Raw genomic sequence first — 23,872 nt, forward strand, 5'->3', positions numbered from 1 at the left:
AGAGTAGCACGGTTGCAAGACGCCGCGAGGGCTTGCTGCGAAGGTCGCGCCGGCCGGTCCACCGCATTTCGCGGGACGATCCTTGCGATTCGGCCGGAACTTTGCTGGATGGTCGCTGAATTCGAGGACGCTTCGATGATTTCCCGCCTCATTTTCGGCTTCGTCGCCGGAGTCCTGTCCGTGCTCGTGGTCCACCAGACCGCGCTCTATTTCGGCGCGCGGCTCGGATTTCCGGGCGGCCCGGCCTGGTCGATGGCGCCCTGGGCCGCCCCGGTTTCGCTGCCGCTGCGCGTCCCGCAGGTCGCGGCGACCGCCCTCCTGGGCGGGCTCTGGGGCGTCGCCCTCACGGCCGCGCTGCCGCGCATCGGCGCCGGCGTCGTCGGGGCCGTCTCCGCCGTACTGATCTTCGCCCTGCTGATCAGCGCGGTCGGCTGGCTGCACGGGCCGGCCCTCACGGGCGGCCCCGGCTTCGTGGCGAGCCGCGCCATCTACCCGCTGGCCTACAACGCGGTCTGGGCGATCGGCGCGCTGGCGGCGCTGCGGGTGGCGTCGCGCTAGAGCATGCTGCGAAAAGGTCGAATCCGGCTTTTCGCACGAAGCGTGCGACCCCCCAGAAACCTGGACCATGCTGTGTTTCCATCACAACACAGCATGGTCTAGCTCGTCTGCTCGCAGCGGCGCCAGATCTCGGCCTGCTGGCCGTCGCCGGCCTGCACCTGCACGGCGTTTTCGCTGATCAGCCCCATGGTGACGGCGGCCCCGGCGGGGGTCTCGCGCTCCGGCACCGTGTAGGCGAAGGAGTGGCGCGAGTAGCGCCCCTCGATCCGGCTGCCGCCCGGCGTCACGATGGACGGCCCCTGGATCTGCATGGTCTTGCCGGTCTTCTCGTTGCACCAGTTGCCGTCGATCGAATCGGCCAGGCCCGGCGCCGTCAGCGCGGCCAGACCGATGAGCGCGCCGGCGCCCCGGACGGACATGCGGAACCCGAACCCGCCAGACATCCACGGTTTCATGCGACGATCCTCCTCGCGCTCGTCCAGCGCGACGGCCAGCGTAGCCGGTCGCGCCGGAAACGACAGCCGGACCGGCGCCGCCTCACCGCAAGGTGATCAGGCCGGAACGCCGACGGCCGCATGCGGGGCCGGGGCCGGGGCGCGACGCGGCGCGGCGACCTCGATCGGCCGCGAGACGGGCGGAGCCGGCGCCAGGATCGGAGCGCCCGGCGCCAGGATCGGCGCGGAGGCCTCGCGCGGCTTCGGCTCCGAGAGCCAGTGGTCGAGGAAGCCGTCGAGCCAGCGCCGGACGGCGGAGTCGTGCAGGAACCAGCCGCCGAGATGCTCGTGCCGCTGCCGGGCGCCGGGCAGCGCCATGCGCTCATGCGCCCGCACCGTCCACCGGCACATCATCGCGTAGGTCACTTCCGGGTGGAACTGCAGCCCGTAGGCCCGCTCGCCGCAGCGGAACGCCTGGTTGGGGAAAATGTCGCCCTCGGCCAGCACCTCGCAGCAGCCCGGCGCGTCGAAGCCCTCCCGGTGCCACTGATAGACCCGGCCGGGCCACGCCACCCCGAGCTCCTCGGCGAAGCCATGGCCGTGCGGGTCCGTCGGCCGCAGGTCGTAATAGCCGATCTCGGCGTGCCCGTGGGGATGCGTCTCCACCTTGCCGCCGAGCTGGCGCACCAGCATCTGGGCGCCGAGGCAGAGCCCCAGATAGGGCTTGCCGGACTTCAGCACCGCGCCGATCCAGTCCGTCTGCCGCTTGATCCAGTCGTCCGGGTCGTTGGCGCTCATCGGCCCGCCGAACACCACCGCGCCGGCGTGCTCGTCCATGGTGTCCGGGAGAGGCTGGCCCAGCGGCGTGCGCCGGATGTCGAGGTCGTAACCGCGTTCGCGCAGGAGACGGCCCACGCGCCCCGGCGTGGAATGCTCCTGGTGGAGCACGATGAGGATGCTGTTCGGCACGGATTCGACGGTCCTGGGGTAGCCGGAAGAGTGCGTGGCTCGATCAAGCATCAACCGTGCCACAGACCGGCGGCCGGGTCGAGGCGCGCGCCGCAACGCCGCCATGCGTCCGCTCAGGGCGCCGGCGCGCCCTCGGCGGCCCGGATCGCCGCGGCGTCGGCCGGCCCGACGCCCAGGAGCTCGCAGGCGCGGCTGATCAGCGTGTCCTCGAACTCGTGGATGGAGCCGTCCGCCAGCGCCATCCGCCACATCATGGCGACGAGCTCGCGCTTCTGCCCGGCGTCCAGGCTGCGCCTGAGATTCGAGAGCGTCTCGGCGACGTCGCCCGCCTCGAGGTCGCGGCGGCTGGCCTGGGCGACGAAGCGCTCCGCCGCGTCGTCGGCGAGGCCGGTGCGCGCCTGCACGGTGTTGAGCAGCCACAGCCGCTCCGCGTCCGTGAGCGTTCCGTCGACCTGCGCCACATGCACCAGCACGGCCGCGGCGGTGAGCAGCCGGTCGTCGACCGGCGGGGCCGCCGGCCGGGGCGCCGCCCCCACCAGGGCGTCGAAGAAATGCGACAGCGCTTTCAGCATTCCGCTGGCTCCAGGCAGGACGATGGCGCCGCGCGGGCGATCTCGGGTCGAACGCGAGCATCGCCGAGTCGGGTCCGCCGCGGCCTGACCGCGGGCGGTTTTTCGTTCAACTTCACGTGATCCGGCGGCGCGTCTAGCGCGTCGAGGCCGCCGCGCAGTTGCGCCGGCCCGCCTCCAGGCAGTCCTGGACCTTGCTGGCCCGGTGCAAGGATTCGACGACGAAGAGCCCGGCCCCCAACAGGACGAGGCAGACGATGGCCACGATCAGGTTGGCCGTGGTCCTCTGCGCCTCGTCGGGATCGGTGTCCGCCGCCCCGCCGTCCTGGTCGCGCCGCGCCGCCATGAAGACCTCCAACTCGCAGGATACGCCAGTCCCGCGCCGAGGTGAACGGCGGTGCAACTCTGGTCGCGCAACGTGCGTTGGCCCGCATCCGCCGCTCCTCGCGGATCGGCGCGGGACGGGCGCGGAGCGGCCCTGTCCCGAATCGGCGCCTTGGAATGCCCCGCGACACGGCCCGTGCGATCCGGGCGCGGGGTCCCGATGACACTGCGTTCGGCCGACGCGAACGACGTCGGCGCGCCCGACTCGACAGGATGCCGTCATGAAGCTTGGACCCGCCGCGTGCGCGTTCGCGTTTTGCGTCGCTGCGTCGCCAACCGCCATCAGTCACGACTTCTGGATCAACAGCGGTCGATACAGGGACCCGCTGAGCGGGGTGCATTGCTGCGGGCCCAGCGACTGCGCCGCGATCACGCCGGCGCGGATCGTCGTCAACAAGGAGGGCTACCTCATCGACGGGCAGGAGCTGGTGCCCTTCGCCGAAGCCTATACGTCGGAGGACCGGGAATTCTGGCGGTGCCGCAAGGCCGACGGCTCGCGCCGGTGCTTCTTCGCCCCGACGATGAGCTTCTAGAGCATCATCCCGCCAAGTGGATTCCGGTTGGTGGAAGATGATGCTCGATCGGATTGCTCGAGCGACGACCTGATGCAATCAGGTCGGACTCCGCTCCAACCTAGCGCGGGATCCACCATTCCGACGGGTCGCGGACCCAGGACTTCAGCGAGCCCGACCGCGGGATGGGCGCGTAGCCCAGCGGCTCGGGCGCCATGCGCTTGGCCGCCGTCTGCGTCCGGCTCGCCTTGTGGCCCGCCACATGGGAGCGGCCGGACTTGCTGGCGACCGCGCTGGCCGGCGACACGCCCGTGATGGCGATGACGGCGCTCTCGCGCTGGACCATGGCGTAGAGCTGCGCCGCGTTGGCCTTGGAGAGCCGCACGCAGCCATGCGAGGCGGGACGCCCCAGCGCGCCGACCGCGCCGGTGCCGTGGATCGCGTAGCCGCCCTTGAAGAAGATCGAGTGCGGCATCGGCGACATGTCGTATTTGCGCGAATAGTGCATCTTCTCGAGCCGCTGCGCCCGGTAGACTCCGCGCGGCGTCGCGTAGCCGGACCGCGCCGTCGAGACTTTCCAGGTATAGACGCCCTGGTCGGACTGGACCCGCATGGTCTGGGTCGTGAGGTCGACATTGATGCGCACCACGGCCTGGGCGCTGTGGGCGGTGGCGAAGCACGCCAGCGCCATCGCGGCGAAAGCGGCGGCCCAACGGCCCAATACGCGCGACATCAACGACGCAGCCACGAGACGCATGGCGAACTCCCTCGGAATATCGGAATGACGACGACCCTGTCGGGCGACCGGTCGCGCCGGTCGCCTCGTTAACGGCCATCAAGACCCGCAAGTCTTTACGCCGCCCTACATCTTTCGCAGGACTCGGCCTCGGGCGCCAGCATCAATAAGAAGGGGTGAATTGAAATAACGGCGTTTTGATCGAATTGAATCAATCCAAAGGATAGGCGTGCCGGCCGCCGCGATAGTCCTCGACCTCCGCGCCGTCGAAGGCGTCCGGGGCCACCGAGGCCTTGCCGAAGCCTCCCGGGATGTCGAGCACGTAGGTCGGCTGGCACAGGCCCGACAGGCGGCCGCGCAGCGCCTTCACGAGCGCCCGGCCCTCGGCCAGCGAGGTGCGCAGATGCGAGGTGCCCGGCGCCAGATCGCCGTGGTGCAGGTAATACGGCTTCACCCGCGCCTCGACGAAGCCGCGCATCAGCGCCGACAGCGTCTCCACGTCGTCGTTGACGCCCTTGAGCAGCACCGTCTGGCTCACCATCGCGACGCCGGCCTCGATCAGCCGCGCGCAGGCCGCCCGCGCCGCTTCGGTCAGCTCGCGCGGATGGTTGGCGTGGAGAGCCACATAGGTGGTCAGCCGCGGGCCCGTCAGGGCCGCGATCAGCTCCGGCCCTACCCGCTGCGGATCGACGACGGGCAGCCGGGTATGCCAGCGCACGACCTTCACGTGCGGGATGGCCGCCAGCGCCTCCACCACGTCCTGCAGGCGCCGGGGCGACAGCACCAGCGGGTCGCCGCCGGTGATCACCACCTCCCAGATCTCCGGGCGGGCCGCCACATAGGCGACCGCGGCCGCGAAGGCCTCGGGCGACAGCATGCCGGACCCGGCCGGCCCTACCGTCTCGCGCCGGAAGCAGAACCGGCAATACACCGCGCAGACATGCACCAGCTTCAGCAGGACCCGGTCCGGATAGCGGTGGACCAGGCCCTCGGTCGGGCTGTGGACGTCGTCCCCGATCGGATCGGCGCGCTCCTCCGGCCGGGTCTCCAGCTCGCGCGGATCGGGCGTGAACTGCCGCGCGATGGGGTCGTCGGGATCGCCCGGAACGATGAGCGCCTGCATGGCGGGCGTGACGGCGACGGCGTAGCGCCCGGCCACGGCCTCGGCGCCGGCCCTCGCGGCCTCCGGGATCAGGCCCGCGGCCACGAGGTCGTCGGCGGTCCGCAGGGTGCGGGGAAGGGGCGTGGGCGGAACGGCGCGTGGGGCGCTCGACATCGGCAGGCTCGGGTGCGGAGGAAGGGACGGCGCGGGCCTCGTCATCTCACGGCGGCCTTGCGCTTACAACGCCGGACCCTGGGGCCCGGCCGGCAGCGGCGTCCAGATCACCTGGTCGATCCGGCTCGCGCCGGTCGCCAGCATGACCAGGCGCTCCAGCCCCAGCGCGGCGCCGCTGGCGGGCGGCATCAGGCGCAGCGCGGCCAGGAAGTCCTCGTCCACCGGGTAGCGCTCGCCATAGACGCGCTGCTTCTCGGCCATCTCGGCCTCGAAGCGGCGGCGCTGCTCGTCCGCGTCGGTCAGCTCGCCGAAGGCGTTGGCGAGCTCTACCCCGCAGGCGTAGAGCTCGAAGCGCTCCGCCACGCGCGGGTCGCCGGGCTTGGGCCGCGCCAGGGCGGCCTCGCCGGCCGGGTACTCGCACAGCAGCGTCGGACGCCCCATTCCCAGATGCGGCTCGATGCGCTCGACCAGCACGCGGCTGAACACGTCCGACCAGCCGTCGTCCTCCGCGATCCGGACGCCGGCCCGCGCCGCCGCCGCGGCCAGCGCGTCGCGGTCGGCGCCGTCCGGCCGCACGCTCGCCAGGAGGTCGATCCCGGCATGGCGGTCGAAGGCCTGGGCCAGCGTCAGGCGCTCCGGCTCGGCGAAGGGATCGCAGGAGCGGCCCCGGAAGGCGAGCGACGTCGCCCCGACGCTCCGCGCCGCGAGAGCGAGGAGGTCGGCGCAGTCGCGCATCACGGCCTCATAGTCCTCGTCCGCGCGGTACCATTCCAGCATGGTGAACTCGGGATGGTGCAGCGCCCCGCGCTCGCGGTTCCGGAACACCTTGGCCAGCGCGAAGATGCGCCGCTCGCCGGCCGTCAGCAGCTTCTTGCAGGCGAATTCCGGCGAGGTGTGCAGATGCAGCGGGGCGCGCTCGCCGCCCGGGCCGACGATCTGGGTCGAGAAGGCGTGCAGATGCGCCTCATTGCCGGGCGAGACCTGCAGGATCCCGCCGTCCACCTCGACGAAATCGCGCCGGCCGAACCAGTCGCGGACGGCGGCCACGATGGCGTTGCGGGCCAGCAGGAAGGGCCTGCGGTCGGCGTGCACGTCCGGCGTCCACCAGGGCGAGGCGGCCGGACCGGCGGCCGCGGGCCGTCCGGGGGGCGACGCGGCGCCCCGGGCGGGGTCGGTATTCTGGTGCGGAGCACTGGCCATTTTCGGAAATCCGTGCTGAAAGGCTGCAACCTCGCCGCAGCCGCGTCGGGGCCGGCTTCGCCGCGCCGCGGCGTCCCCGGCCGCCCAGCTGCGCTTGTGATGGCGACCCGCCCCGGGGCGCCTCCCCATTTGAGAGAGACACAGCCGTGAAGGTCATCGCCAGCTCGCTTCGCAAGGGCAACATCGTCGACAAGGACGGCAAGCTCTACGTCATCCTGACCGCCGAGAACATCCATCCCGGCAAGGGCACGCCCGTCACCCAGCTCGACATGCGCCGCATCTCCGACGGGGTGAAGATCTCCGAGCGCTACCGGACCACCGAGCAGGTGGAGCGGGCCTATGTGGAGGACCGCGACTTCAACTTCCTCTACAGCGACGGCGAGGGCCACCACTTCATGAACCCGGAGAACTACGACCAGGTCGTGGTGCCGGCGGACGTCATGGGCGACCAGGCGATCTGGCTGCAGGAGAACATGACCTGCGTGGTGAGCATGCATGAGGGCGTGCCGGTCGCGATCCAGATCCCGGCCCGCGTTACGCTCAAGATCACCCAGACCGAGCCCACCATGAAGGGCCAGACCGCCTCGTCCTCCTACAAGCCCGCGATGCTGTCCAACGGCGCCCGCACCATGGTGCCGCCGCATATCGGCCCCGGCACCCGCGTCGTCGTGATGACCGAGGACAGCTCCTATGTCGAGCGCGCCAAGGACTGAGGCGCGCTTTCCCCTGCGACGGCGGGCCTGACGGGACCGCCCTCCCGCCTCAGTGCCGGAAGTGGCGGCGCCCGGTGAAGGCCATCGCCAGCCCGGCCTCGTCGGCGGCCTTGATGACCTCGTCGTCGCGCATCGAGCCGCCCGGCTGGATCACGGCGGTCGCGCCGGCCTCGGCGGCGGCCAGCAGCCCGTCCGCGAAGGGGAAGAAGGCGTCCGACGCCACCACGGAGCCCTTGGCCAGCGTCTCGGGCAGGCCGGCGGCCCTGGCCGCCTCGGCCGCCTTCCAGGCGGCGATGCGCGAGGAATCCACCCGGCTCATCTGGCCGGCCCCGATCCCGACCGTGGCGCCGTCCCGCACATACACGATGGCGTTCGACTTCACGTGCTTGGCGACCCGGAAGGCGAAGCGCATGTCGGCGAGTTCGCCCGCGGTCGGCTGGCGCTTCGTGACGACGCGCAGGTCCATGTCGTCCACCACCGCGTTGTCGCGGGCCTGGACCAGGAATCCCCCCGCCACGCTGCGCAGCGACAGGCCCTCGGCGCGCGGGTCCGGCAGGCCGCCGGTCACCAGCAGGCGCAGGTTCTTCTTCGCCGCCACGATGGCGACGGCCTCCTCGTCGGCCTCCGGCGCGATGATCACCTCGGTGAAGATCTCCACGATGGCGCGGGCCGCCTCGGCGTCGAGCCGCCGGTTCAGCGCCACGATGCCGCCGAAGGCCGAGACCGGGTCGCAGGCCAGCGCCTTGCGGTAGGCCTCGGCCAGCGAGGCGCCCTCCGCCGCGCCGCACGGATTGGCGTGCTTGATGATCGCCACCGCGGCCGTGCGGGCCGGATCGAACTCCGACACGCACTCAAAGGCCGCGTCGGTGTCGTTGATGTTGTTGTAGGAGAGCTGCTTGCCCTGCAGCTGCCGCGCGGTGGCGACGCCCGGGCGGCTCTCCGCGGTGCGGTAGAACGCGGCCCACTGGTGCGGGTTCTCGCCATACCGCATCGTCTCGGCCAGCTTGCCGCCGATCGCCCGGTAGGTCGGCGAGGTCTCGCCCAGTTCGCGGGCGAACCAGGTGGAGATGGCCGCGTCATAGGCGCCGGTCCGGGCGTAGGCCTTGGCGGCGAGCCGCTTGCGCAGCGCCAGCGTGGTCGCCCCCGCATGGGCCTCGAGCTCGCCCAGGACGAGCGCGTAGTCCTCCGGCTCCACCACCACGGCCACGTCGGCGTGGTTCTTGGCGGCCGCCCGGATCATCGCCGGGCCGCCGATGTCGATGTTCTCGATGCAGTCGTCATAGGCCTTGCCGGCCGCCACCGTGGCCTCGAACGGGTAGAGGTTGACCACGAGCAGGTCGATCGGCGCGATGCCGTGGGCCAGCATAGCGGCCTCGTGCTCGGGATTCTCGCGGATGGCCAGCAACCCGCCATGCACCATCGGATGCAGCGTCTTCACCCGGCCGTCCATCATCTCCGGGAAGCCGGTGAGGTCCGACACGTCGCGCACCGGCAGCCCCGCCGCCGCGATGGCCTTGGCGGTTCCTCCCGTCGAGACCAGCTCCACGCCGGCCCGGTCCAGGGCGGACGCCAGGTCGATGAGCCCGGTCTTATCGGAAACCGAGAGGAGGGCGCGGGTCACGCGCCGGATATCGCTCGCCATCATGCACCTTGTCGCAAGGACCCGGTCGCGACGGGCCCGAAGCCCCGAAAAGGGCCATGTGGCGGGCGCGATAGCACGATCAGGGGCGGCGGGGAACCGTCAGGCGGGCGCGTCGGGCTCCGGCTCGCCCGCCGGCCGGGCGCGATCCGTCCCGTTAGGCCGTCCGGCCTCGCGGATGAAGGCCCACTCCACGCCGGGCGTGGCGTGGTAGCCGCCGTGGACCACGAGTTGCTCCGACCGGCGCGCGCCGTCCGGCGCGGCGAAGAAGATGCTCTCCTCCAGGGCGATCGGAAGGCCGCCGGCCGCAAAGCGCCATCGCGTCCCGCCCGGCAGCTCCAGCGCCACCGAGAGCCCGTCCGCCGCCCTGTCGGCGCGCACATGCGGATGCAGGTGGAACCGCAGCGCGAAGGCGTCCGCGCTGGCCTGAGCGCGGCCGGGGCTGACGACCGGGAAGGCGTCGCGGCCGGTGAGCCGGGCTCCGTTCAGGTCGAGCATCAGGCGCCGCTCGTGCAGCACCCCGAAGGCGGGCGCATAGCCGTCATGCGAAGCCTGGACGCCCACGGCGGGCTCCTCCGGCTCGCGCCGCGCCACCCGCTGCATCGGCACGTCGCGCGGGCCTGACAGGATGGGCGAGCCCAGGAAGGACGTGGCGTCCTCGGCCACGAAGCGGCAGGAGGATGTGTCGTTGACGGTCGCCGTGGAGTGCGCGGCCGTGGCACGGGCCATCTGGCGCCACTGCTCGGCCCCGGGCGGCGGCGCGCCGCAATTGACCACGATCCGGCACGGGCCGTCGGAGAACTCGAAGGACAGGCAGCCCGCATGGGCGCGGCCGGAGTAATCCTCCGGCGGCGGCGGGCCGGCGTCCATGACGACGAGCGCCGAGCGGGCCTGCAGGCGCTGAAACCCCGAATGGGGCGCGTTCTCCATCGGCTGCGACCGCGCGTCCGTATAGGCCAGCAGGGTCGCGAGCGTGTCGGCCGGGGTGGCGCTCATGCCGTTGAACAGCGCCAGCGAGCCGTCGGCGTGGCGGAACATCCGCACCATCGGCATCATCCGGTCGATGCCGTTGAGGAGCGCGCGCGGCGGCTCCAGGCCCTGGCTGGCGTAGAGCTGGCGCAGCGGCAGCAAGTCGGTGAGCAGGTCCACCAGCGTGCGGGGGTTGCGCCCCACATGCCCGCCGTCCGGCAGCAGCTGGCGCTGCAGCTCGTCGGCGAGCTGCCGCGAGGCGCGGCGCTGGGCGGCCGGGGCCGCCCCGGTGCAGATCGCCAGATAGGCGAGCGCGATGGCGGCCAGAAGGCGCCGCTCGCCGTCGTCCATGCGCGGCAGCTGCCGCTGCAGGCGCGCCGCCTGCCGGACGATCGAGCGCAGGAACTTGCGGTAGAAGTCGCGGTCCGCGCCGTCGAGGATCACCGGCGACTGGCTGAGCCAGGAGATCAGCCGGCGCGCCGCCACGCCCGGCTCGGCCGCGACGCCGCGCGAGCGGCCGCTGAGCGTGATCCAGTCGTCCACCAGGGCGCGGGCGTTGGCGCGGGCCAGGGCCGATTCGGCCGCCCGCAGGTGCCGCAGCCAGCCGAACCCCATCAGCCCCTCGGCCCAGGCCGCCGAGGGAGGCGACAGCGCGAAGGGCGAGCGCCCGCCGGCCGCCACGACCTTGCCGGCGAAGGCGAAGTAGCCGCCATAGATGTCGCTGGCCACGGTGGGGTCGGTGGTGCGCAGATCCTGAGGGGCCACCACGAGCCGCTCCGCCGCCGGCGCGCCGGAGGGCCACAGGGCCCGGACCGGCGCGGCCAACGCCCGAAGAGCGCGCCGCGCCCCCAGGCGCGCCACCAGCCATGCCAGGCGCCAGCGATCCGTGATCGCACGTGTCGTCAAGGCTGGCGCATCTCCGCAAGGCCAGCGGGGCCAAACGCACCGCCATTCACCGAACGCTAACCATAACCGCCCGGGGCTCGTCTCGCCCACCATGAAAGCATCATGGTTAACGCGATCTTACCGGCGCGCTCCGGCGGTCGTAGCCGGCGTCTCCCAGCGGCCATGCTCAGGAGGGTTCTGCGCTCGCGTGAGGCCGCGGTGAAGGGCGGCATCCGCCCCCTCGCCCCGGAACGGGGAGAGGGCTGGGGTGAGGGGGTGGCGCGTGGCTGGATGTCGGCCCCTCATCCGGCCCTTCGGGCCACCTTCTCCCCGTCCCGGGGAGAAGGGCACGCGCGTTCAGCTCCGCGGCCTTTCGGCCCGGAGGTGGAGGGCGGCGCGGAGCGGCGACGCTGGTTGCCCCACGGCGAGTGGGGTGTGGAAAAGAGAAGCCGGGAGGCCGCCAGGCCCCGCCGCTCCGCGCGCGACGTTGGAGGATGGAAGGAAGATCCCGGGGCGCTTTCAGCCCCTTCGCGCTTCGCTGGTCGGACGTTGTCTTCCGTCCGCCGCCTCGAACCGGGTGGTGAGCCCGGCCTTCGACGGCCGCCGCCCCTGGTCCACGTCCTCACGCTGCAGACGCCCCTCCGTGGACCAGAGCGTCACAAGAGTTATAGGATTTTTTTCCGTTTGTCAACTCGCCGTCATCCCCGGCGGCGCGAAGCGCCGGGAAGGGGATCCAGTCCGGTCGCGGAAGAGCCGCTTTTCGCCCAGCCTCCTGGATCCCCTTCCCGCGCCTGCGGCGCGCCGGGGATGACGGGGAGAGTGGGCCAAGGCCTCACCCCGGAAAATGAGCGCGCCGATGCGGCGGCAACGCTTGCACAGGCTGGCGCATTTACCTTCCCGGCAGGCTTTCGTCGCGGCCTGCGCCGCCCTGCGGTATCGATTCCCACACGAGGCAGGATGCAACAGCATGACCCGGTTTCAGGTTCTGGCCGTCGCGGCGGCCCTGGCGGCTTCGGCGGGCGCGGCCCAGGCCGCCGTGGAGCGCGTGCCCTTCCAGGGCGGCGCGGAGCGGGGCTCCATCGTGATCCGCACCGCGGAGCGGCGCCTCTACCTGCCGCTCGGCGACGGTACGGCGCTGCGCTACCCCGTCGCGGTCGGCAAGATGGGCAAGCAGTGGCATGGCGCGGCGCGCATCGACGGGAAATATGTCGAGCCGGCCTGGTCCCCGCCGGCCGAGGTGAAGCGCGACAATCCCCGCATGCCCAACGTGATCCCGCCCGGACCGCGCAACCCCATGGGCGCGCGCGCCCTAACGCTGGCCGGCGGCGAATACGCCATCCACGGCACCACACGCGGCATGCGCGCCTCGATCGGCACGGCCGCGTCCTATGGCTGCATCAGGATGTATAACGAAGACGTGATCGACCTCTTCGACCGGGTGTCGGTGGGCGCGCAGGTCTACGTTACGCCCTGAGCTTCGTCCGGCCCGGCCGCCGACGGCGGAGCGGGCGCGTAGAGATGCGCCCGGCTCGGCGGCAGGCCCGCCGGGCCCTTCGTCCGCCGCGAGACGAGCGTCTGGAAGATCCCCACCGCCGAGCGCTCGAAGGCGAGCGAGCAGCCCGCCAGATAAAGCAGCCACATGCGGGTCTTCTCCGGCCCGACCTCCGCCTCGGCGGCGGCCCGGTTGGCGTTGAGCCGGTCGAACCACAGCCGCGTCGTCCGCGCGTAATGCTCGCGCCAGCCCTCGACGTCGTGGACCTCGAACTTGGTCCGCTCCAGATTGGCGATCGACATGCCGAGATGGTCGAGCTCGCCGCCCGGGAAGATGTAGCGAACCAGCGCCTTGTACTCCGCCCGCATCTTGCGGAAGGCCTTGTCGTCGCCCTTGGCGGGCCGCGAGATGGCGTGGTGCAGATAGAGCCCCCGCGGCCTCAGCAGCCGGTGGACGGCGGCGAAATAGTCGCGGTGATTGTCGATGCCGACATGCTCGAACATGCCGATGCTGGCGATCTTGTCGAACTCCTGGTCCAGCGCCCGGTAGTCCTTGAGCTCCACCTTGACCCGCTCCGACAGGCCGAGGCGCTCGGCCTTCTCGGTCGCGAGCGCCGCCTGTTCCTTCGAGAGCGTCACCCCGGTGGCGTAGACGCCGTAGTGGCGGGCCGCGTGGCAGATCAGCGCCCCCCAGCCGCAGCCGATGTCGAGGAAGCGGTCGCCCGGCTGCAGCCGCAGCTTCCGGCAGATCATGTCGAGCTTGTCGCGCTGGGCGCGGTCCAGGTCGTCATGCCAGTCGGGCTGGAAATAGGCGCAGGTGTAGACCATCTCGCCGTCGAGGAAGAGGCGGTAGAAGGCGTTCGAGACGTCGTAGTGATAGGAGACGTTCTCGCGGTTCGTCTCCGCCGCGCCGCTGCGCCTCGAGGCGTCGTCCTCGATGCCGCCGAGGGCGGGCGGCGCGTCCCGCGGGGCGAACAGGAACAGGCCGGCGGCCCGAAGCAGCTTCAGCTTGGAGAGCTTGCGGGCGAGCTTGCCGGTCTTTCCCTCCGGCCGGGCGGCGGCGAGGTCGAAGATCGTCCCGTTCTCGATCTCGACCCGGCCGGCCACATGGGCCTCGATCAGCGTGTCGAGCTTCGGACGGCGCATCAGCGACGCGAAGACCCCCTCGTCGGCGACGCGGATCCGCAGGCCGTCGGCCGGCCAGTCGGCCGGGACGGTGGCCCCGTCCCACAGCGCGAAGCCGAAGCCGAGCTTCAGCGTCCTGTGCGCGTCGGCCAGCGCGGCCTTCAGCGCCGCGAGCCGCCTGCGCGCCTTGTCGTCGCGCGTCTTCTCATGCCGCGCCTTGTCTTGCATCGCCAGGTCATCCGCGCCGTCGGGGCGGCCACTCTACCCAGGATGGCCGCCGGATCAACGTGCACGCCCCCAGGCGCGGCGCGGACATGCGAACGGCCCGCGCGCGGGCGGGCCGTCGACCGGGATCCCGGAGGTCGGGGTCGGATCAGAACCGGTAGGTGACGCCGACGCCGACCAGCCAGGGGTCGAGATTGACCTTGGCCTTCACCGGCGTGGAGCCGCCCAGCACGGCCTTGGCGTCGGGCCGCAGCCAGAGCTTCTTGACGTCGATGTTGAGGCCCCAATGCTGGTCGAGCATGTAGTCCATGCCGGCCTGCAGGGCGAAGCCGAACTGGTCCTTCACGTCGAGGCTGGTGAAGGCGCTCTTGGACTTCTCGCCGTAGAACACCGTGTAGTTCACGCCCGCGCCCACATAGGGCTTGAACGCGCCGAACTGGGTGAAGTGATACTGCAGCGTCAGCGTCGGCGGCAGCAGCCACACGCGGCCGAGCGCCAGGTGGTTGGTCACCGGCCCCTTGATGGTGAGGTTGTGGGGCGTGGTGCCCAGCACCAGCTCGGCCGCGAAGTTCGGCGTGAAGAAGTAGCTGATGTCGAGCTCGGGGATGACGGTGTCCGACACCGAGATCTTGTCGGTGAGCGGGACGCCGCCGACCACCACGCTGCGGGTCGATTCCTGCGGCAGAACCGCGAGGCCGCGGACGCGCACCATCCACGGGCTCGGCGCGGCCGCGACGAAGATTGGAGCCTTGGCGGTCGGAAGGTCCGCCGCCTGGGCGGACAGCGGCGCGCAGCCCAGCAGCGCGGCCGCGAAAGCGGCGATGGCGGTGTATTTCATGGCAAAGCCCCCAGCCTGGAAGATGCAAGGTCGTTCGAGCGACCCGTATGGGGGTGATGCGCCTCGGCGTCGCGCGTGGAATTGCGCTAAATCAACCTCTGCGAGCTTAAACGGGGCTGTTGCGCTCCCGCAACAATCAGAAATCGCTGATCAGCCCCTTGATCTCCCAGTCGCCGTAGCGCACGGGTTCAAGCCCGCCGCGCCCGTCGCGCTCGGGCGGCGGGGCTTCGGCCTTCGCGTCGCGGGCGGCCCGACGGGCGGCGGCTTCCTCGAGGGCGCGCCGCGCGGCCGGGCTGAGGGCCTTGCCGGACTCCGGGGCGGACGGCTCCGGGGCGGCCGGAGGGATGGAAGGTTTGTCGGCGTCGGTCATGGTCGTGCTCTGGCGCGGCGAGGACAGGACGGAAGGCCGCGGCGTCTGGCGATCATAAAGAGCGCCCGCCCGCGAAGATCAACGCCATGCGGCGATCGGGCTCGCTCCCGGGACGCCCGAAGGACGACGCGATGACGCAGAACGAGAAGCCCGCAGGCCGATCCGGGCCGGACCGCAAGGGCCGCCCCGCCCGCAAGGGCGCGGCGCCCGGCAAGCCCGCCCGTCCGGCGCAGGACCCGGACGCGCCGGGCCTGCCCGCGCGCCGGCTCGCCGCCGAGGCGGTCGCCGCCGTGCTGGACGAACGCCGCGCCCTCGACGAGACGCTGGACCGGCTGCTGGAGGGAGAGCGCGCCGCCCGGCTGGAGGACCGCGACCGGGCGCTGGCGCGCGCCATCGCGACGGTGGCGATCCGGCATTTCGGCACGATCCGCAAGACGCTGCTGGCGCGCCTGAAGAGCGGCATGCCGGAGGATTCCGGCCTCTTCGCCGCCGCCCTCTCGACCGGCCTGGCGCAGCTCTTGTGGCTTGACGTCCCGGACCACGCCGCCGTCGACCTGACGATCCGGCTGATCCAGTCCGACCGCAAGGCCGAGCGCTATGCGGGGCTCGCCAATGCGGTGCTGCGCCGGATCGGCCGCGAGAAGGACGCCATCCTGGGCGCGCGCGACCCGCTCGCCGACGACGCTCCCGCCTGGCTGGCGGCGCGCTGGACGCAGCGCTACGGGGCCGAAGCGGCCGCCCGCATCGCCGCCGCCCAGACGCAGGAGGCCTCCGTCGACCTCACCGTGAAGGCCGACCCGCAGCTGTGGGCCGAGCGTCTCGACGCCATCGTGCTGCCCACCGGCTCGCTGCGGCTGCGCAACCGCGCCGCGCTGCCGAGCCTGCCGGGTTATGACGAGGGCGCCTGGTGGGTGCAGGACGCGGCGGCCGCCATCCCGGCCCGCCTGCTGGCGGTCCGGCCCGGCGAACGCGTCGCGGACCTGTGCGCGGCGCCGGGCGGCAAGACCGCCCAGCTCGCCGCGGCGGGCGCGACCGTGCTGGCGGTGGACCGCTCGGAGGTCCGCCTGAAGCGGCTCCAGGCCAACATGGACCGCCTGGGCCTCGCCGTGGAGACGCGCGCCGTCGACGCGCTGCAGCTCGACGAGCCGGAGGGCTTCGACGCGATCCTGCTGGACGCGCCCTGCACGGCGACCGGCACGCTGCGCCGGCATCCGGACGTGGCCTGGACCAAGGAGGAGGGCGACCTCGTGCGGCTCGCCAGCCTGCAGACGCGCCTGCTCGACAAGGCCGCCGCGATGCTGAAGCCGGGCGGCCGGCTGGTCTATTGCGTCTGCTCGCTGGAGCCCGAGGAGGGCGAGCGGCAGATCTCCATGCTGCTGGCCCGCAACGCCGCGCTGAGCCGCCTGCCGATCACCGCCGCCGAAGCCGGCGCGCCGGAGGCGGTCTCCCCGGAGGGCGACCTGCGCACGCTGCCCTTCATGCTGCCGCACGAGGAGCCGCGCCTCTCCGGCATGGACGGCTTCTACGCCGCCCGCCTCGAAAAGGCCCGCTGACCGCGCGCGCCAGGCTCGCCGGCCTTCCCCGGCCTTCCGGGCGGAAGGCCGGAACGGGACGTCGGCGGGCGCTCAGGCCCGCTTGTTCTGGCGGTGCTCGATCAGGTCGTTGACCACCGTCGGATCGGCCAGGGTGGAGGTGTCGCCCAGCGCGCCGAATTCGTCCTCGGCGATCTTGCGCAGGATGCGGCGCATGATCTTGCCGGAGCGCGTCTTGGGCAGGCCCGGGGCGAACTGGATGAGGTCGGGCGACGCGATCGGGCCGATCTCCTTGCGGACCCAGCCGACGAGCTCCTTGCGCAGCGCCTCGGTGGGCTCCTCGCCGGTCATCAGCGTCACATAGGCGTAGATGCCCTGGCCCTTGATGTCGTGCGGGTAGCCAACCACGGCCGCCTCGGACACCTTGGGATGCGCCACCAGCGCGCTCTCCACCTCGGCCGTGCCCATGCGGTGGCCCGAGACGTTGATGACGTCGTCGACCCGGCCCGTGATCCAGTAGTACCCGTCGGCGTCGCGGCGGCAGCCGTCGCCCGTGAAGTACTTGTCCGGGTAGGTCGAGAAGTAGGTCTCCATGAAGCGCTGGTGGTCGCCATAGACGGTGCGCATCTGGCCGGGCCAGCTGTCGGCGAGCACGAGGTTGCCCTCGCAGGCGCCCTCCAGCACGCGGCCTTCGGCGTCGACGATCTGCGGCTGCACGCCGAAGAAGGGACGCGTCGCCGAGCCCGGCTTCAGGGCCGTCGCGCCGGGCAGAGGCGAGATCAGGATGCCGCCGGTCTCGGTCTGCCACCAGGTGTCGACGATGGGGCAGCGGCCGTCGCCCACGACCCGGTGATACCACTCCCAGGCTTCCGGGTTGATCGGCTCGCCGACCGAGCCGAGCAGCCGCAGGGACGAGCGCGAGGTGCGCTTCACCGGCTCCTCGCCGGCGCCCATGAGCGAGCGGATGGCGGTCGGGGCGGTGTAGAAGATGCTGACCTTGTGCTTGTCGACGACGTCCCAGAACCGGGAGATCGACGGATAGGTCGGGATGCCCTCGAACATCAGCGTGGTCGCGCCGTTGGCGAGCGGCCCATAGACGATGTAGCTGTGGCCCGTGACCCAGCCGACATCGGCCGTGCACCAGTAGACGTCGCCGTCGTGGTAATCGAACACGTATTGGTGCGTCATCGACGCGTAGACCAGATACCCGCCGGTGGTGTGCACGACGCCCTTAGGCTTGCCTGTGGAGCCGGAGGTGTAGAGCAGGAACAGCGGATCCTCCGCGTTCATCGGCTCGACCGGGCACTCGGCCGAGACCTTGGCGGCCTCCTCCTCGTACCAGACGTCCCGGCCCGCCTGCATGGCGATGGAGCCGCCGGTGCGGCGCACGACCAGCACGGTCTTGAGGCACGCGGCCTTCTCGGCCGCTGCGTCCACATTGGCCTTGAGCGGCACCTTGCGGCCGCCGCGCAGGCCTTCGTCGGCGGTGATCACCACGGCCGACTCGGCGTCCTCGATGCGGCTCGCCAGCGAATCGGGCGAGAAGCCGCCGAACACGATGGAGTGGATGGCGCCGATGCGCGCGCAGGCCAGCATCGCATAGGCGGCCTCGGGGATCATCGGCAGGTAGATGGTGACGCGGTCGCCCCGCTTGACGCCATGCGCCTTGAGGACGTTGGCGAAGCGGCACACCTGCGCGTGCAGCTCCTTGTAGGTGATGCGCCTGGACTCGTTCGGGTCGTCGCCTTCCCAGATGATGGCGGTCTGGTCGCCGCGCGCGGCGAGATGCCGGTCGACGCAGTTCAGCGCCACATTGGTCTGGCCGTCCTCGAACCACTTGATCGAGACCGCTCCCGGCGCAAAGCTGACGTTCTTGACCACGCCATAGGGCTTGATCCAGTCGATCCGCTTGCCGTGTTCTCCCCAGAACGCAGCCGGGTCCTTGACGGAGGCGGAGTACATCGCCTGGTACTTGGCGTCGTCGACCCAGGCGCGCTTGGCCCAGTCGGCGCTGACGGGATAGACCTTCTCGGACATTGCGCTTTCTCCCAAAACGCGCGACCGCCCTTCGGCGGCCGTGGCAACTCGCAGGCGGAGGGGGCCGCGGGGTCGACTCCTCTTTGCGTGCATTATGCGGACCGCCTGTTTTCGCGGCAAGGCGCAGCGCGTCGTGCTTTGGTCGGGGCGACTTTGGGGGGAAGCGGTCAAAGCCCAGCAGGAGGCCGTGGCGGGTCGTCCCAAACGGATTGGCGACCGTCACCCCAGACCACGTGGAGCCGTCCTGCAGGTCGTCCGACAGGAGGAGCCGGCAGCCTGACTCGGCGGCGGCCGCCAAAACCACGGCGTCGAAGGTCTGGAACTCGTGATCGACGCACAGGTCCATGGCCCGAGCCAGAACCGCGCGGGTCGCCGGCTGGGTGAATGCGACGTCGTCCCACATCTGAACGGCGGCTCGGCACTCCGCCGCCGGTCGCCTCGCCTTGCGGGCGAGAACGCGGAACAGTTCGGCCAGGACCTGAGCCGGGACCACGACCTCGTGCCGCTCGACGAGCGCGCGGACCACGTCGAGAGCCCGCGCCTTGCGGGGTTCGTCGTTCAATCCCTCCGCAGAGGCGAGGACATTCGTGTCCAGCGCGACCCTCAATCCTCATCCTCGTAGAGTTCGTCGCGGCTGAAAGACCCAAGGTGGGCTGGCCTGCGCGACGATCCAGCAAGGCGGCCGCGCGACGCCCGGACCGAGCGAGCTCACAGCCCGCCCATCCTCCGCACCACGTCCCACTCCTCGTCGGTCACGGGCTGCACCGAAAGGCGCATGCAGGTGACGAGGGCCATCTTGGCGAGCTTCGGCTCGGCCTTGACGGCCGCGAGCGGCACCGGGCGGGGCAGGGCCTCCACGGCCTTGATGTCCACCATGACCCAGGGCGAGCCCTCCGGCGCCGTGTGGTCCGGATAGGCCTCGCGGATCACCTCGACGACGCCGACGATCTCCTTGCCGATGTTCGAATGGTAGAAGAACCCGCGATCGCCGAGCTTCATGGCGCGCAGGTTGAGCTTGGCGAGGTGGTTGCGCACGCCGTTCCAGTGCGTGCCCTTGTCGCCCTCGGCGACGAGATTGTCCCACGAGAACACGTCGGGTTCGGACTTGTAGAGCCAATGGGCCATGGTGGGGCGTTCCGGTCGCTGCGTCGGCGTGTTCTAGCGGAAGCCGGGCAGGCGGCGCTACTCCAGCCCGGCGATCGCCCGGGCGAAGTCGCGGGCCTCGAAGGGCTCGAGGTCCTCGATCCCCTCGCCGACCCCGATGAAATGCACCGGCAGGCCGAACTTCGCCGCCAGCGCCACCAGGATGCCGCCCCGGGCGGTGCCGTCGAGCTTGGTCATCACGAGGCCGGTGACACCCGCGATCTTGCCGAAGATCTCGGCCTGAGACAGGGCGTTCTGCCCCACGGTGGCGTCCAGCACCAGCAGCACCGCATGCGGGGCGCTGGCGTCCATCTTGCGGATGACGCGGACGATCTTCTCCAGCTCGGCCATCAGCTCGGCGCGGTTCTGCAGCCGGCCGGCGGTGTCGATGAGCAGCACGTCCGTCCCGGCCTCGCGCGCCTGGGTGAGGGCGTCGAAGGCGAGCCCGGCCGCGTCCGCGCCCTGCGGGCGGGACACCACCGGCGCGCCGGTGCGGTCGCCCCACACCTTCAGCTGCTCGATGGCGGCGGCCCGGAAGGTGTCGCCCGCGGCCAGCATCAGGCTCTTGCCCTCGCGCCGGAACTTGGCCGCGAGCTTGCCGATCGTGGTGGTCTTGCCGGAGCCGTTGACCCCGACCATGAGGATGACGAAAGGCCGCTTGGACCCATCGACGACGAGCGGCTTGGCCACTGGGGCCAGCGCGCGCTCGACCTCGGCGGCCAGGATGGTCTTCACCTCCTCGGGCGCGATGTCCTTGCCGTAGCGTCCCTTGCCGACCGCCTCGACGATGCGCGACGACACGTCCACCCCCAGATCCGCCTGGACGAGGATGTCCTCCAGCTCCTCCAGCGTGTCCGCGTCGAGCTTGCGCTTGGTGAAGATGTCCGTGATGCCGCCGCCGATGGCGGAGGAGGAGCGGGAGAGCCCCTCCTTGAGGCGCGTCCACCACGACCGCCGGCCCTCGGCGGGCTCCGGGGCGGGCGCCTCCTCGGCGAAGGGCGACGGCGTCTCGGGCAGCCGGAACCCGCCCGGGCCGACGGCCGGGGCGGGCTGCGGGACCGCTTCCGGCTCCGGCGCGAGCGCCTCGGCGGCCGGAGACGGCTCGGCGGCCGGCGCAGGCGCCGGGGCGGGCTGCTCGCGCCCGAACAGGCGGGAGAAAAATCCAGGCTTCTTCTCGGTCTCGTCGGTCATGGGGCCTCGATAGCGGTTTCGCGCCGCGGCCGGAAGGGATAAGCCCCAGATATGTCGCCCCACGCACTCGATCCACCCGCCGCGCCGGCGAAGCCGAAACGCCCCGCCCTGGACCTCGAGGCGCGCCTGCTGCACCGCGACGGGCTGATGCTGATCCTCGACAAGCCCGCCGGCGTGCCGGTGCATCGCGGGCCGAAGGGCGACCGGCCGGGCGAGATCCACCTGGAGCAGTTCTTCGACCAGCTGATGTTCGGCCTGCCGCGCGCGCCCTCCCTGGCGCATCGGCTCGACAAGGACACCTCCGGCTGCCTGGTGCTGGGGCGCCACCGCAAGGCGCTGGAGAAGCTCGGCCTCCTGTTCAAGCAGGGCAAGGTCGACAAGACCTACTGGGCCGTGGTGGAGGGCGAGCCCGCCGGGGACTCCGGCGAGATCGACCTGGCCCTCGGCCGCCTCGACGAGAGCCGCGGCTGGTGGATGAAGACGGATCCGGCGGGCCTGCCGTCCCGCACGCTCTGGCGCGTCCTGGGCCGGGGCGCCGATCCGGCGACCGGCGCGCCGATCGCCTGGCTCGCCCTGGAGCCGATCACCGGCCGCACGCACCAGCTGCGCGTCCATTGCCAGGCCATGGGCTGGCCCATCCTCGGCGATCCCATCTACGGCTCGGCGGCGCGCGCCGGCGGCCCGCCGCTGCACCTGCATTCGCGCGAGATCGTGGTGCCGATGTCGAAGAACAAGGACCCTGTGGTCGCGACCGCGCCGGTCCCCGAGCACATGCGCGAGCGGCTGCTTGCGTGTGGGTGGGATAGCGTGGAAGCGCCGCCGACCAGCGCGCCCCTTCTCCCCCCGGGAGATGGCGGCGGCGAAGCCGACGAGCGCTCAGCCGCTTCATAGAGCCTCACACAATGCCCTCATCCTTCGAGACACATCGCCAAGGGGCGATGTTCCTCAGGATGGGGGGATTCTAGGAGGGTGCGACAGGGCCGAAACGGCAGGGCCGGAAGCTAATCCGCCTTGCGGCGACCGAAATCCGGCTCGGGCGTTTCCTGGCCGACGTCGATGATGCCGCGCCGGATCGCCCGCGTGCGGGTGAAGAGGTTGAACAAGGCGTCGCCGTCGCCCCAGCGGATGGCCCGCTGCAGCGTGCTCAGGTCCTCGCTGAAGCGGCCCAGCATCTCCAGCACGGCGTCCTTGTTGTTGAGGAAGACGTCGCGCCACATCGTCGGGTCGGAGGCCGCGATGCGGGTGAAGTCGCGGAAGCCGCCGGCCGAGAACTTGATCACTTCCGACTGCGTGACCTCCTCGAGGTCCGCCGCGGTCCCCACGATGTTGTAGGCGATCAGGTGCGGCACGTGGCTGGTGATGGCCAGCACCAGGTCGTGGTGCTGCGGCGTCATGATCTCGACATTGGAGCCCAGCGCCTCCCAGAACGCCCGCACCTGCCCGACCGGATCGGGGTCGGTCCCCTCGGGCGGGGTCAGGATGCACCAGCGGCCGTGGAACAGCGTCGCGAAGCCGGCGTCCGGGCCGGAGTGCTCCGTGCCGGCCACCGGGTGGGCGGGGACGAAATGCACGCCGGACGTCAGGTGCGGCTGCACATTCGCGACCACCGCGCCCTTGACGGAGCCGACATCCGACACGATCGCGCCGGGCGCGAGCGCGCCGCTCATCTCGGCCGCCACTGCCCCGCAGGCGCCTACCGGCACGCACAGGATGACGTAGTCGGCGCCGCGCACGGCCTCGGCGACTTTGTCGGCGACCTCATCCACCAGGCCGAGCTCGGCGACGCGGCTGCGGACCTGCGGCGACGCATCCGCCCCCACCACGGTGCGGGCGAGGCGCAGATGCCGGGCGGCGCGCGCCAGCGAGGAGCCGATCAGCCCCAGGCCGACGATGACGAGCCGGTCGAACAGCGGCTGTTCGAGCGGCGGTCCAAGACGATCAGGCACCGGCCCCGCCTTTCATGAAATCGCCGAGCGCCTGCACGACCAGGCGGTTCGCCTCCTCGCTCCCGATCGTGAGCCGCAGCGCGTTCGGGAGCCCGTAGGCCCCGACGGCGCGCAGCACGAGGCCGCGCGAGGTCAGGAACGCGTCGGCCGCCTTGGCGGTCTTGCCCGTCTCCGGGAAGTGGATCAGCAGGAAATTGCCGACGCTCGGCGTCACCTTGAGGCCGAGAGCCTCGATGGCCTGCGTCAGCCAGGGCAGCCACCGCTCGTTATGCGCGATCGCCGCCGCCACATGGGCGTCGTCCGACACGGCGGCGACGCCGGCGTCCAGCGCCGGGCCGCCGACATTGAACGGCCCGCGGATGCGGTTCAGCGCGTCCGCCACATGGGCGGGCGCGTAGCACCAGCCGAGCCGCAGCAGCGCCAGGCCATAGATCTTCGAGAAGGTTCGGCACATCACGACGTTGTCGCTGGTCGAGACGAGCTCGATCCCGGACGCATAGTCGTTGCGACGGACATATTCGGCGTAGGCCGCGTCCAGCACCAGCAGCACATGGGGCGGCAGGCCGGCATGGAGGCGCTTCACCTCCTCGAAGGGCAGATAGGTGCCGGTCGGGTTGTTGGGGTTCGCCAGGAACACGATCTTGGTGCGCGGCGTCACGGCGGCCAGGATGCCGTCCACGTCGGCGTGGAAACCCTTCTCCGGCACGACCACGGGCGTTCCGCCGGCGGCCAGCAGGGCGATCTTGTAGACCAGGAATCCGTATTGCGAGTAGACGCCCTCGTCGCCCGGGCCCACATAGGCGTGCGTCAGCAGGTTCAGGAGCTCGTCCGAGCCCGCGCCGCAGACGATGCGGGCGGGATCGAGGCCGTACTTCGCGCCGATCGCCTCGCGCAGGCCGGTGGCCGAGCCGTCCGGGTAGAATTCGAGCTTGTCGGCCGCCTTGCGATAGGCCTCGGCGGCGCGCGGCGAGGGCCCGAGCGGCGTTTCGTTGGAGGACAGCTTGTGCAGTTTCACGCCGGCCGGGGCGCCGCTCTTGCCGGGAACATAGGCCTCGATGTCCAGGACGCCGGGGCGCGGAACGGGGCGGGTCGAAAGGGCTGTGCTCATCGGGCGGGTCCAGTGCGGGCGA

At 71.4% G+C, this 23,872-nt stretch carries 23 protein-coding genes and 1 pseudogene; 6 read left to right on the plus strand and 18 right to left on the minus strand.

Annotation, left to right across the window (positions count from 1 at the left end; all coding sequences use genetic code 11):
• Positions 1 to 135 precede the first annotated feature (135 nt).
• Positions 136 to 558, plus strand: coding sequence for a hypothetical protein (locus ACYVO7_RS10115; RefSeq protein ID WP_460449708.1), 423 nt, complete (start codon positions 136 to 138; stop codon positions 556 to 558).
• A 98-nt stretch (positions 559 to 656) separates the two neighbouring features.
• Here ACYVO7_RS10115 and ACYVO7_RS10120 read toward each other — a convergent pair whose 3' ends face one another.
• From ACYVO7_RS10120 to ACYVO7_RS10135, 4 genes are all read right to left on the minus strand, one after another.
• Complete coding sequence (locus tag ACYVO7_RS10120) at positions 657 to 1,013, minus strand: hypothetical protein (protein ID WP_460449709.1); 357 nt, start codon at positions 1,011 to 1,013, stop codon at positions 657 to 659.
• Between the two features lie 96 nt (positions 1,014 to 1,109).
• Positions 1,110 to 1,961 (minus strand): glutamine amidotransferase, encoded by an 852-nt coding sequence (locus ACYVO7_RS10125; RefSeq protein WP_460449710.1) that lies wholly within the window; start codon positions 1,959 to 1,961, stop codon positions 1,110 to 1,112.
• Between the two features lie 113 nt (positions 1,962 to 2,074).
• Positions 2,075 to 2,533: a tellurite resistance TerB family protein gene (locus ACYVO7_RS10130; protein ID WP_460449711.1), complete on the minus strand. Its 459-nt coding sequence runs from the start codon at positions 2,531 to 2,533 to the stop codon at positions 2,075 to 2,077.
• A gap of 133 nt (positions 2,534 to 2,666) precedes the next feature.
• Complete coding sequence (locus ACYVO7_RS10135; protein WP_460449712.1) at positions 2,667 to 2,876, minus strand: hypothetical protein; 210 nt, start codon at positions 2,874 to 2,876, stop codon at positions 2,667 to 2,669.
• A 259-nt stretch (positions 2,877 to 3,135) separates the two neighbouring features.
• On the opposite strand from ACYVO7_RS10135, the gene ACYVO7_RS10140 reads away from it, so the two are divergent.
• Positions 3,136 to 3,447, plus strand: coding sequence for a hypothetical protein (locus ACYVO7_RS10140; protein ID WP_460449713.1), 312 nt, complete (start codon positions 3,136 to 3,138; stop codon positions 3,445 to 3,447).
• A 100-nt stretch (positions 3,448 to 3,547) separates the two neighbouring features.
• Here ACYVO7_RS10140 and ACYVO7_RS10145 read toward each other — a convergent pair whose 3' ends face one another.
• The 3 genes from ACYVO7_RS10145 to epmA form a co-directional block, all read right to left on the minus strand.
• Positions 3,548 to 4,183, minus strand: a complete 636-nt coding sequence (locus ACYVO7_RS10145) for a L,D-transpeptidase (RefSeq protein WP_460449714.1) — start codon at positions 4,181 to 4,183, stop codon at positions 3,548 to 3,550.
• 190 nt (positions 4,184 to 4,373) lie between these two features.
• On the minus strand, positions 4,374 to 5,438 hold the full coding sequence (locus ACYVO7_RS10150) for a lysine-2,3-aminomutase-like protein (protein WP_460449715.1): 1,065 nt from the start codon (positions 5,436 to 5,438) through the stop codon (positions 4,374 to 4,376).
• A gap of 63 nt (positions 5,439 to 5,501) precedes the next feature.
• The gene (gene epmA / locus ACYVO7_RS10155) at positions 5,502 to 6,638 is read right to left on the minus strand and encodes an EF-P lysine aminoacylase EpmA (RefSeq protein ID WP_460449716.1); all 1,137 of its coding nucleotides are present in this window, start codon (positions 6,636 to 6,638) and stop codon (positions 5,502 to 5,504) included.
• A gap of 146 nt (positions 6,639 to 6,784) precedes the next feature.
• Between epmA and efp the strand changes: the two genes are divergently transcribed.
• The gene (efp, locus tag ACYVO7_RS10160) at positions 6,785 to 7,351 is read left to right on the plus strand and encodes an elongation factor P (protein ID WP_460449717.1); all 567 of its coding nucleotides are present in this window, start codon (positions 6,785 to 6,787) and stop codon (positions 7,349 to 7,351) included.
• A gap of 49 nt (positions 7,352 to 7,400) precedes the next feature.
• Here the strand turns inward: efp and purH are convergent, their stop codons facing one another.
• On the minus strand, positions 7,401 to 8,993 hold the full coding sequence (gene purH, locus ACYVO7_RS10165; protein WP_460449967.1) for a bifunctional phosphoribosylaminoimidazolecarboxamide formyltransferase/IMP cyclohydrolase: 1,593 nt from the start codon (positions 8,991 to 8,993) through the stop codon (positions 7,401 to 7,403).
• A gap of 99 nt (positions 8,994 to 9,092) precedes the next feature.
• Positions 9,093 to 10,865 carry a heparinase II/III family protein gene (locus ACYVO7_RS10170; RefSeq protein ID WP_460449718.1) on the minus strand — a complete coding sequence of 591 codons (1,773 nt, stop codon included), beginning with the start codon at positions 10,863 to 10,865 and terminating at the stop codon, positions 9,093 to 9,095.
• 946 nt (positions 10,866 to 11,811) lie between these two features.
• Between ACYVO7_RS10170 and ACYVO7_RS10175 the strand changes: the two genes are divergently transcribed.
• Positions 11,812 to 12,318, plus strand: a complete 507-nt coding sequence (locus ACYVO7_RS10175; protein ID WP_460449719.1) for a L,D-transpeptidase — start codon at positions 11,812 to 11,814, stop codon at positions 12,316 to 12,318.
• Here ACYVO7_RS10175 and ACYVO7_RS10180 read toward each other — a convergent pair.
• The 3 genes from ACYVO7_RS10180 to ACYVO7_RS10190 form a co-directional block, all read right to left on the minus strand.
• Positions 12,303 to 13,688, minus strand: a complete 1,386-nt coding sequence (locus ACYVO7_RS10180) for a class I SAM-dependent methyltransferase (RefSeq protein WP_460449720.1) — start codon at positions 13,686 to 13,688, stop codon at positions 12,303 to 12,305. The genes ACYVO7_RS10175 and ACYVO7_RS10180 overlap by 16 nt on opposite strands.
• 145 nt (positions 13,689 to 13,833) lie before the next feature.
• Positions 13,834 to 14,523, minus strand: a complete 690-nt coding sequence (locus tag ACYVO7_RS10185; protein ID WP_460449721.1) for an OmpW/AlkL family protein — start codon at positions 14,521 to 14,523, stop codon at positions 13,834 to 13,836.
• 136 nt (positions 14,524 to 14,659) lie between these two features.
• Complete coding sequence (locus ACYVO7_RS10190) at positions 14,660 to 14,893, minus strand: DUF1674 domain-containing protein (protein WP_460449722.1); 234 nt, start codon at positions 14,891 to 14,893, stop codon at positions 14,660 to 14,662.
• A 131-nt stretch (positions 14,894 to 15,024) separates the two neighbouring features.
• Between ACYVO7_RS10190 and ACYVO7_RS10195 the strand changes: the two genes are divergently transcribed.
• Positions 15,025 to 16,446 (plus strand): RsmB/NOP family class I SAM-dependent RNA methyltransferase, encoded by a 1,422-nt coding sequence (locus ACYVO7_RS10195; RefSeq protein ID WP_460449723.1) that lies wholly within the window; start codon positions 15,025 to 15,027, stop codon positions 16,444 to 16,446.
• Positions 16,447 to 16,518: 72 nt separating this feature from the next.
• On the opposite strand, the gene acs is transcribed toward ACYVO7_RS10195, so the two are convergent.
• From acs to ftsY, 4 genes and pseudogenes are all read right to left on the minus strand, one after another.
• Positions 16,519 to 18,462, minus strand: a complete 1,944-nt coding sequence (acs, locus tag ACYVO7_RS10200; protein ID WP_460449724.1) for an acetate--CoA ligase — start codon at positions 18,460 to 18,462, stop codon at positions 16,519 to 16,521.
• 262 nt (positions 18,463 to 18,724) lie between these two features.
• Positions 18,725 to 19,069 (minus strand): annotated as a pseudogene (locus ACYVO7_RS10205) (PIN domain-containing protein); the annotation flags it as partial.
• 101 nt (positions 19,070 to 19,170) lie between these two features.
• Entirely contained in the window at positions 19,171 to 19,587 is a 417-nt protein-coding gene (locus ACYVO7_RS10210; RefSeq protein ID WP_460449725.1) for an EVE domain-containing protein, read from the minus strand.
• A gap of 57 nt (positions 19,588 to 19,644) precedes the next feature.
• Positions 19,645 to 20,796, minus strand: a complete 1,152-nt coding sequence (gene ftsY / locus ACYVO7_RS10215; protein ID WP_460449726.1) for a signal recognition particle-docking protein FtsY — start codon at positions 20,794 to 20,796, stop codon at positions 19,645 to 19,647.
• A 51-nt stretch (positions 20,797 to 20,847) separates the two neighbouring features.
• Here ftsY and ACYVO7_RS10220 point away from each other — a divergent pair, with 51 nt between their 5' ends.
• Positions 20,848 to 21,687, plus strand: coding sequence for an RluA family pseudouridine synthase (locus ACYVO7_RS10220; RefSeq protein ID WP_460449727.1), 840 nt, complete (start codon positions 20,848 to 20,850; stop codon positions 21,685 to 21,687).
• A 110-nt stretch (positions 21,688 to 21,797) separates the two neighbouring features.
• Here the strand turns inward: ACYVO7_RS10220 and ACYVO7_RS10225 are convergent, their stop codons facing one another.
• Together ACYVO7_RS10225 and ACYVO7_RS10230 are read right to left on the minus strand one after the other, a co-directional pair.
• Positions 21,798 to 22,742: a prephenate/arogenate dehydrogenase family protein gene (locus tag ACYVO7_RS10225; RefSeq protein WP_460449728.1), complete on the minus strand. Its 945-nt coding sequence runs from the start codon at positions 22,740 to 22,742 to the stop codon at positions 21,798 to 21,800.
• Positions 22,735 to 23,850 carry a pyridoxal phosphate-dependent aminotransferase gene (locus ACYVO7_RS10230; RefSeq protein ID WP_460449729.1) on the minus strand — a complete coding sequence of 372 codons (1,116 nt, stop codon included), beginning with the start codon at positions 23,848 to 23,850 and terminating at the stop codon, positions 22,735 to 22,737. The genes ACYVO7_RS10225 and ACYVO7_RS10230 overlap by 8 nt, the downstream gene beginning before the upstream one ends.
• Positions 23,851 to 23,872 lie beyond the last annotated feature (22 nt).

Source organism: Alsobacter sp. SYSU BS001988, from assembly GCF_054796215.1.

Bases quoted from the DNA above. Each gene is read 5' to 3' on its own strand.
- ACYVO7_RS10150 (WP_460449715.1), bottom strand. From the start codon at position 5,438: ATGTCGAGCGCCCCACGCGCCGTTCCGCCCACGCCCCTTCCCCGCACC.
- ACYVO7_RS10190 (WP_460449722.1), bottom strand. From the start codon at position 14,893: ATGACCGACGCCGACAAACCTTCCATCCCTCCGGCCGCCCCGGAGCCG.
- ACYVO7_RS10145 (WP_460449714.1), bottom strand. From the start codon at position 4,183: ATGCGTCTCGTGGCTGCGTCGTTGATGTCGCGCGTATTGGGCCGTTGG.
- epmA (WP_460449716.1), bottom strand. From the start codon at position 6,638: ATGGCCAGTGCTCCGCACCAGAATACCGACCCCGCCCGGGGCGCCGCG.
- ACYVO7_RS10140 (WP_460449713.1), top strand. From the start codon at position 3,136: ATGAAGCTTGGACCCGCCGCGTGCGCGTTCGCGTTTTGCGTCGCTGCG.
- acs (WP_460449724.1), bottom strand. From the start codon at position 18,462: ATGTCCGAGAAGGTCTATCCCGTCAGCGCCGACTGGGCCAAGCGCGCC.
- ACYVO7_RS10180 (WP_460449720.1), bottom strand. From the start codon at position 13,688: ATGCAAGACAAGGCGCGGCATGAGAAGACGCGCGACGACAAGGCGCGC.
- ACYVO7_RS10185 (WP_460449721.1), bottom strand. From the start codon at position 14,523: ATGAAATACACCGCCATCGCCGCTTTCGCGGCCGCGCTGCTGGGCTGC.
- ACYVO7_RS10120 (WP_460449709.1), bottom strand. From the start codon at position 1,013: ATGAAACCGTGGATGTCTGGCGGGTTCGGGTTCCGCATGTCCGTCCGG.
- ACYVO7_RS10135 (WP_460449712.1), bottom strand. From the start codon at position 2,876: ATGGCGGCGCGGCGCGACCAGGACGGCGGGGCGGCGGACACCGATCCC.
- purH (WP_460449967.1), bottom strand. From the start codon at position 8,993: ATGGCGAGCGATATCCGGCGCGTGACCCGCGCCCTCCTCTCGGTTTCC.
- ACYVO7_RS10130 (WP_460449711.1), bottom strand. From the start codon at position 2,533: ATGCTGAAAGCGCTGTCGCATTTCTTCGACGCCCTGGTGGGGGCGGCG.
- ftsY (WP_460449726.1), bottom strand. From the start codon at position 20,796: ATGACCGACGAGACCGAGAAGAAGCCTGGATTTTTCTCCCGCCTGTTC.
- ACYVO7_RS10195 (WP_460449723.1), top strand. From the start codon at position 15,025: ATGACGCAGAACGAGAAGCCCGCAGGCCGATCCGGGCCGGACCGCAAG.
- ACYVO7_RS10230 (WP_460449729.1), bottom strand. From the start codon at position 23,850: ATGAGCACAGCCCTTTCGACCCGCCCCGTTCCGCGCCCCGGCGTCCTG.
- ACYVO7_RS10175 (WP_460449719.1), top strand. From the start codon at position 11,812: ATGACCCGGTTTCAGGTTCTGGCCGTCGCGGCGGCCCTGGCGGCTTCG.
- ACYVO7_RS10220 (WP_460449727.1), top strand. From the start codon at position 20,848: ATGTCGCCCCACGCACTCGATCCACCCGCCGCGCCGGCGAAGCCGAAA.
- ACYVO7_RS10210 (WP_460449725.1), bottom strand. From the start codon at position 19,587: ATGGCCCATTGGCTCTACAAGTCCGAACCCGACGTGTTCTCGTGGGAC.
- ACYVO7_RS10115 (WP_460449708.1), top strand. From the start codon at position 136: ATGATTTCCCGCCTCATTTTCGGCTTCGTCGCCGGAGTCCTGTCCGTG.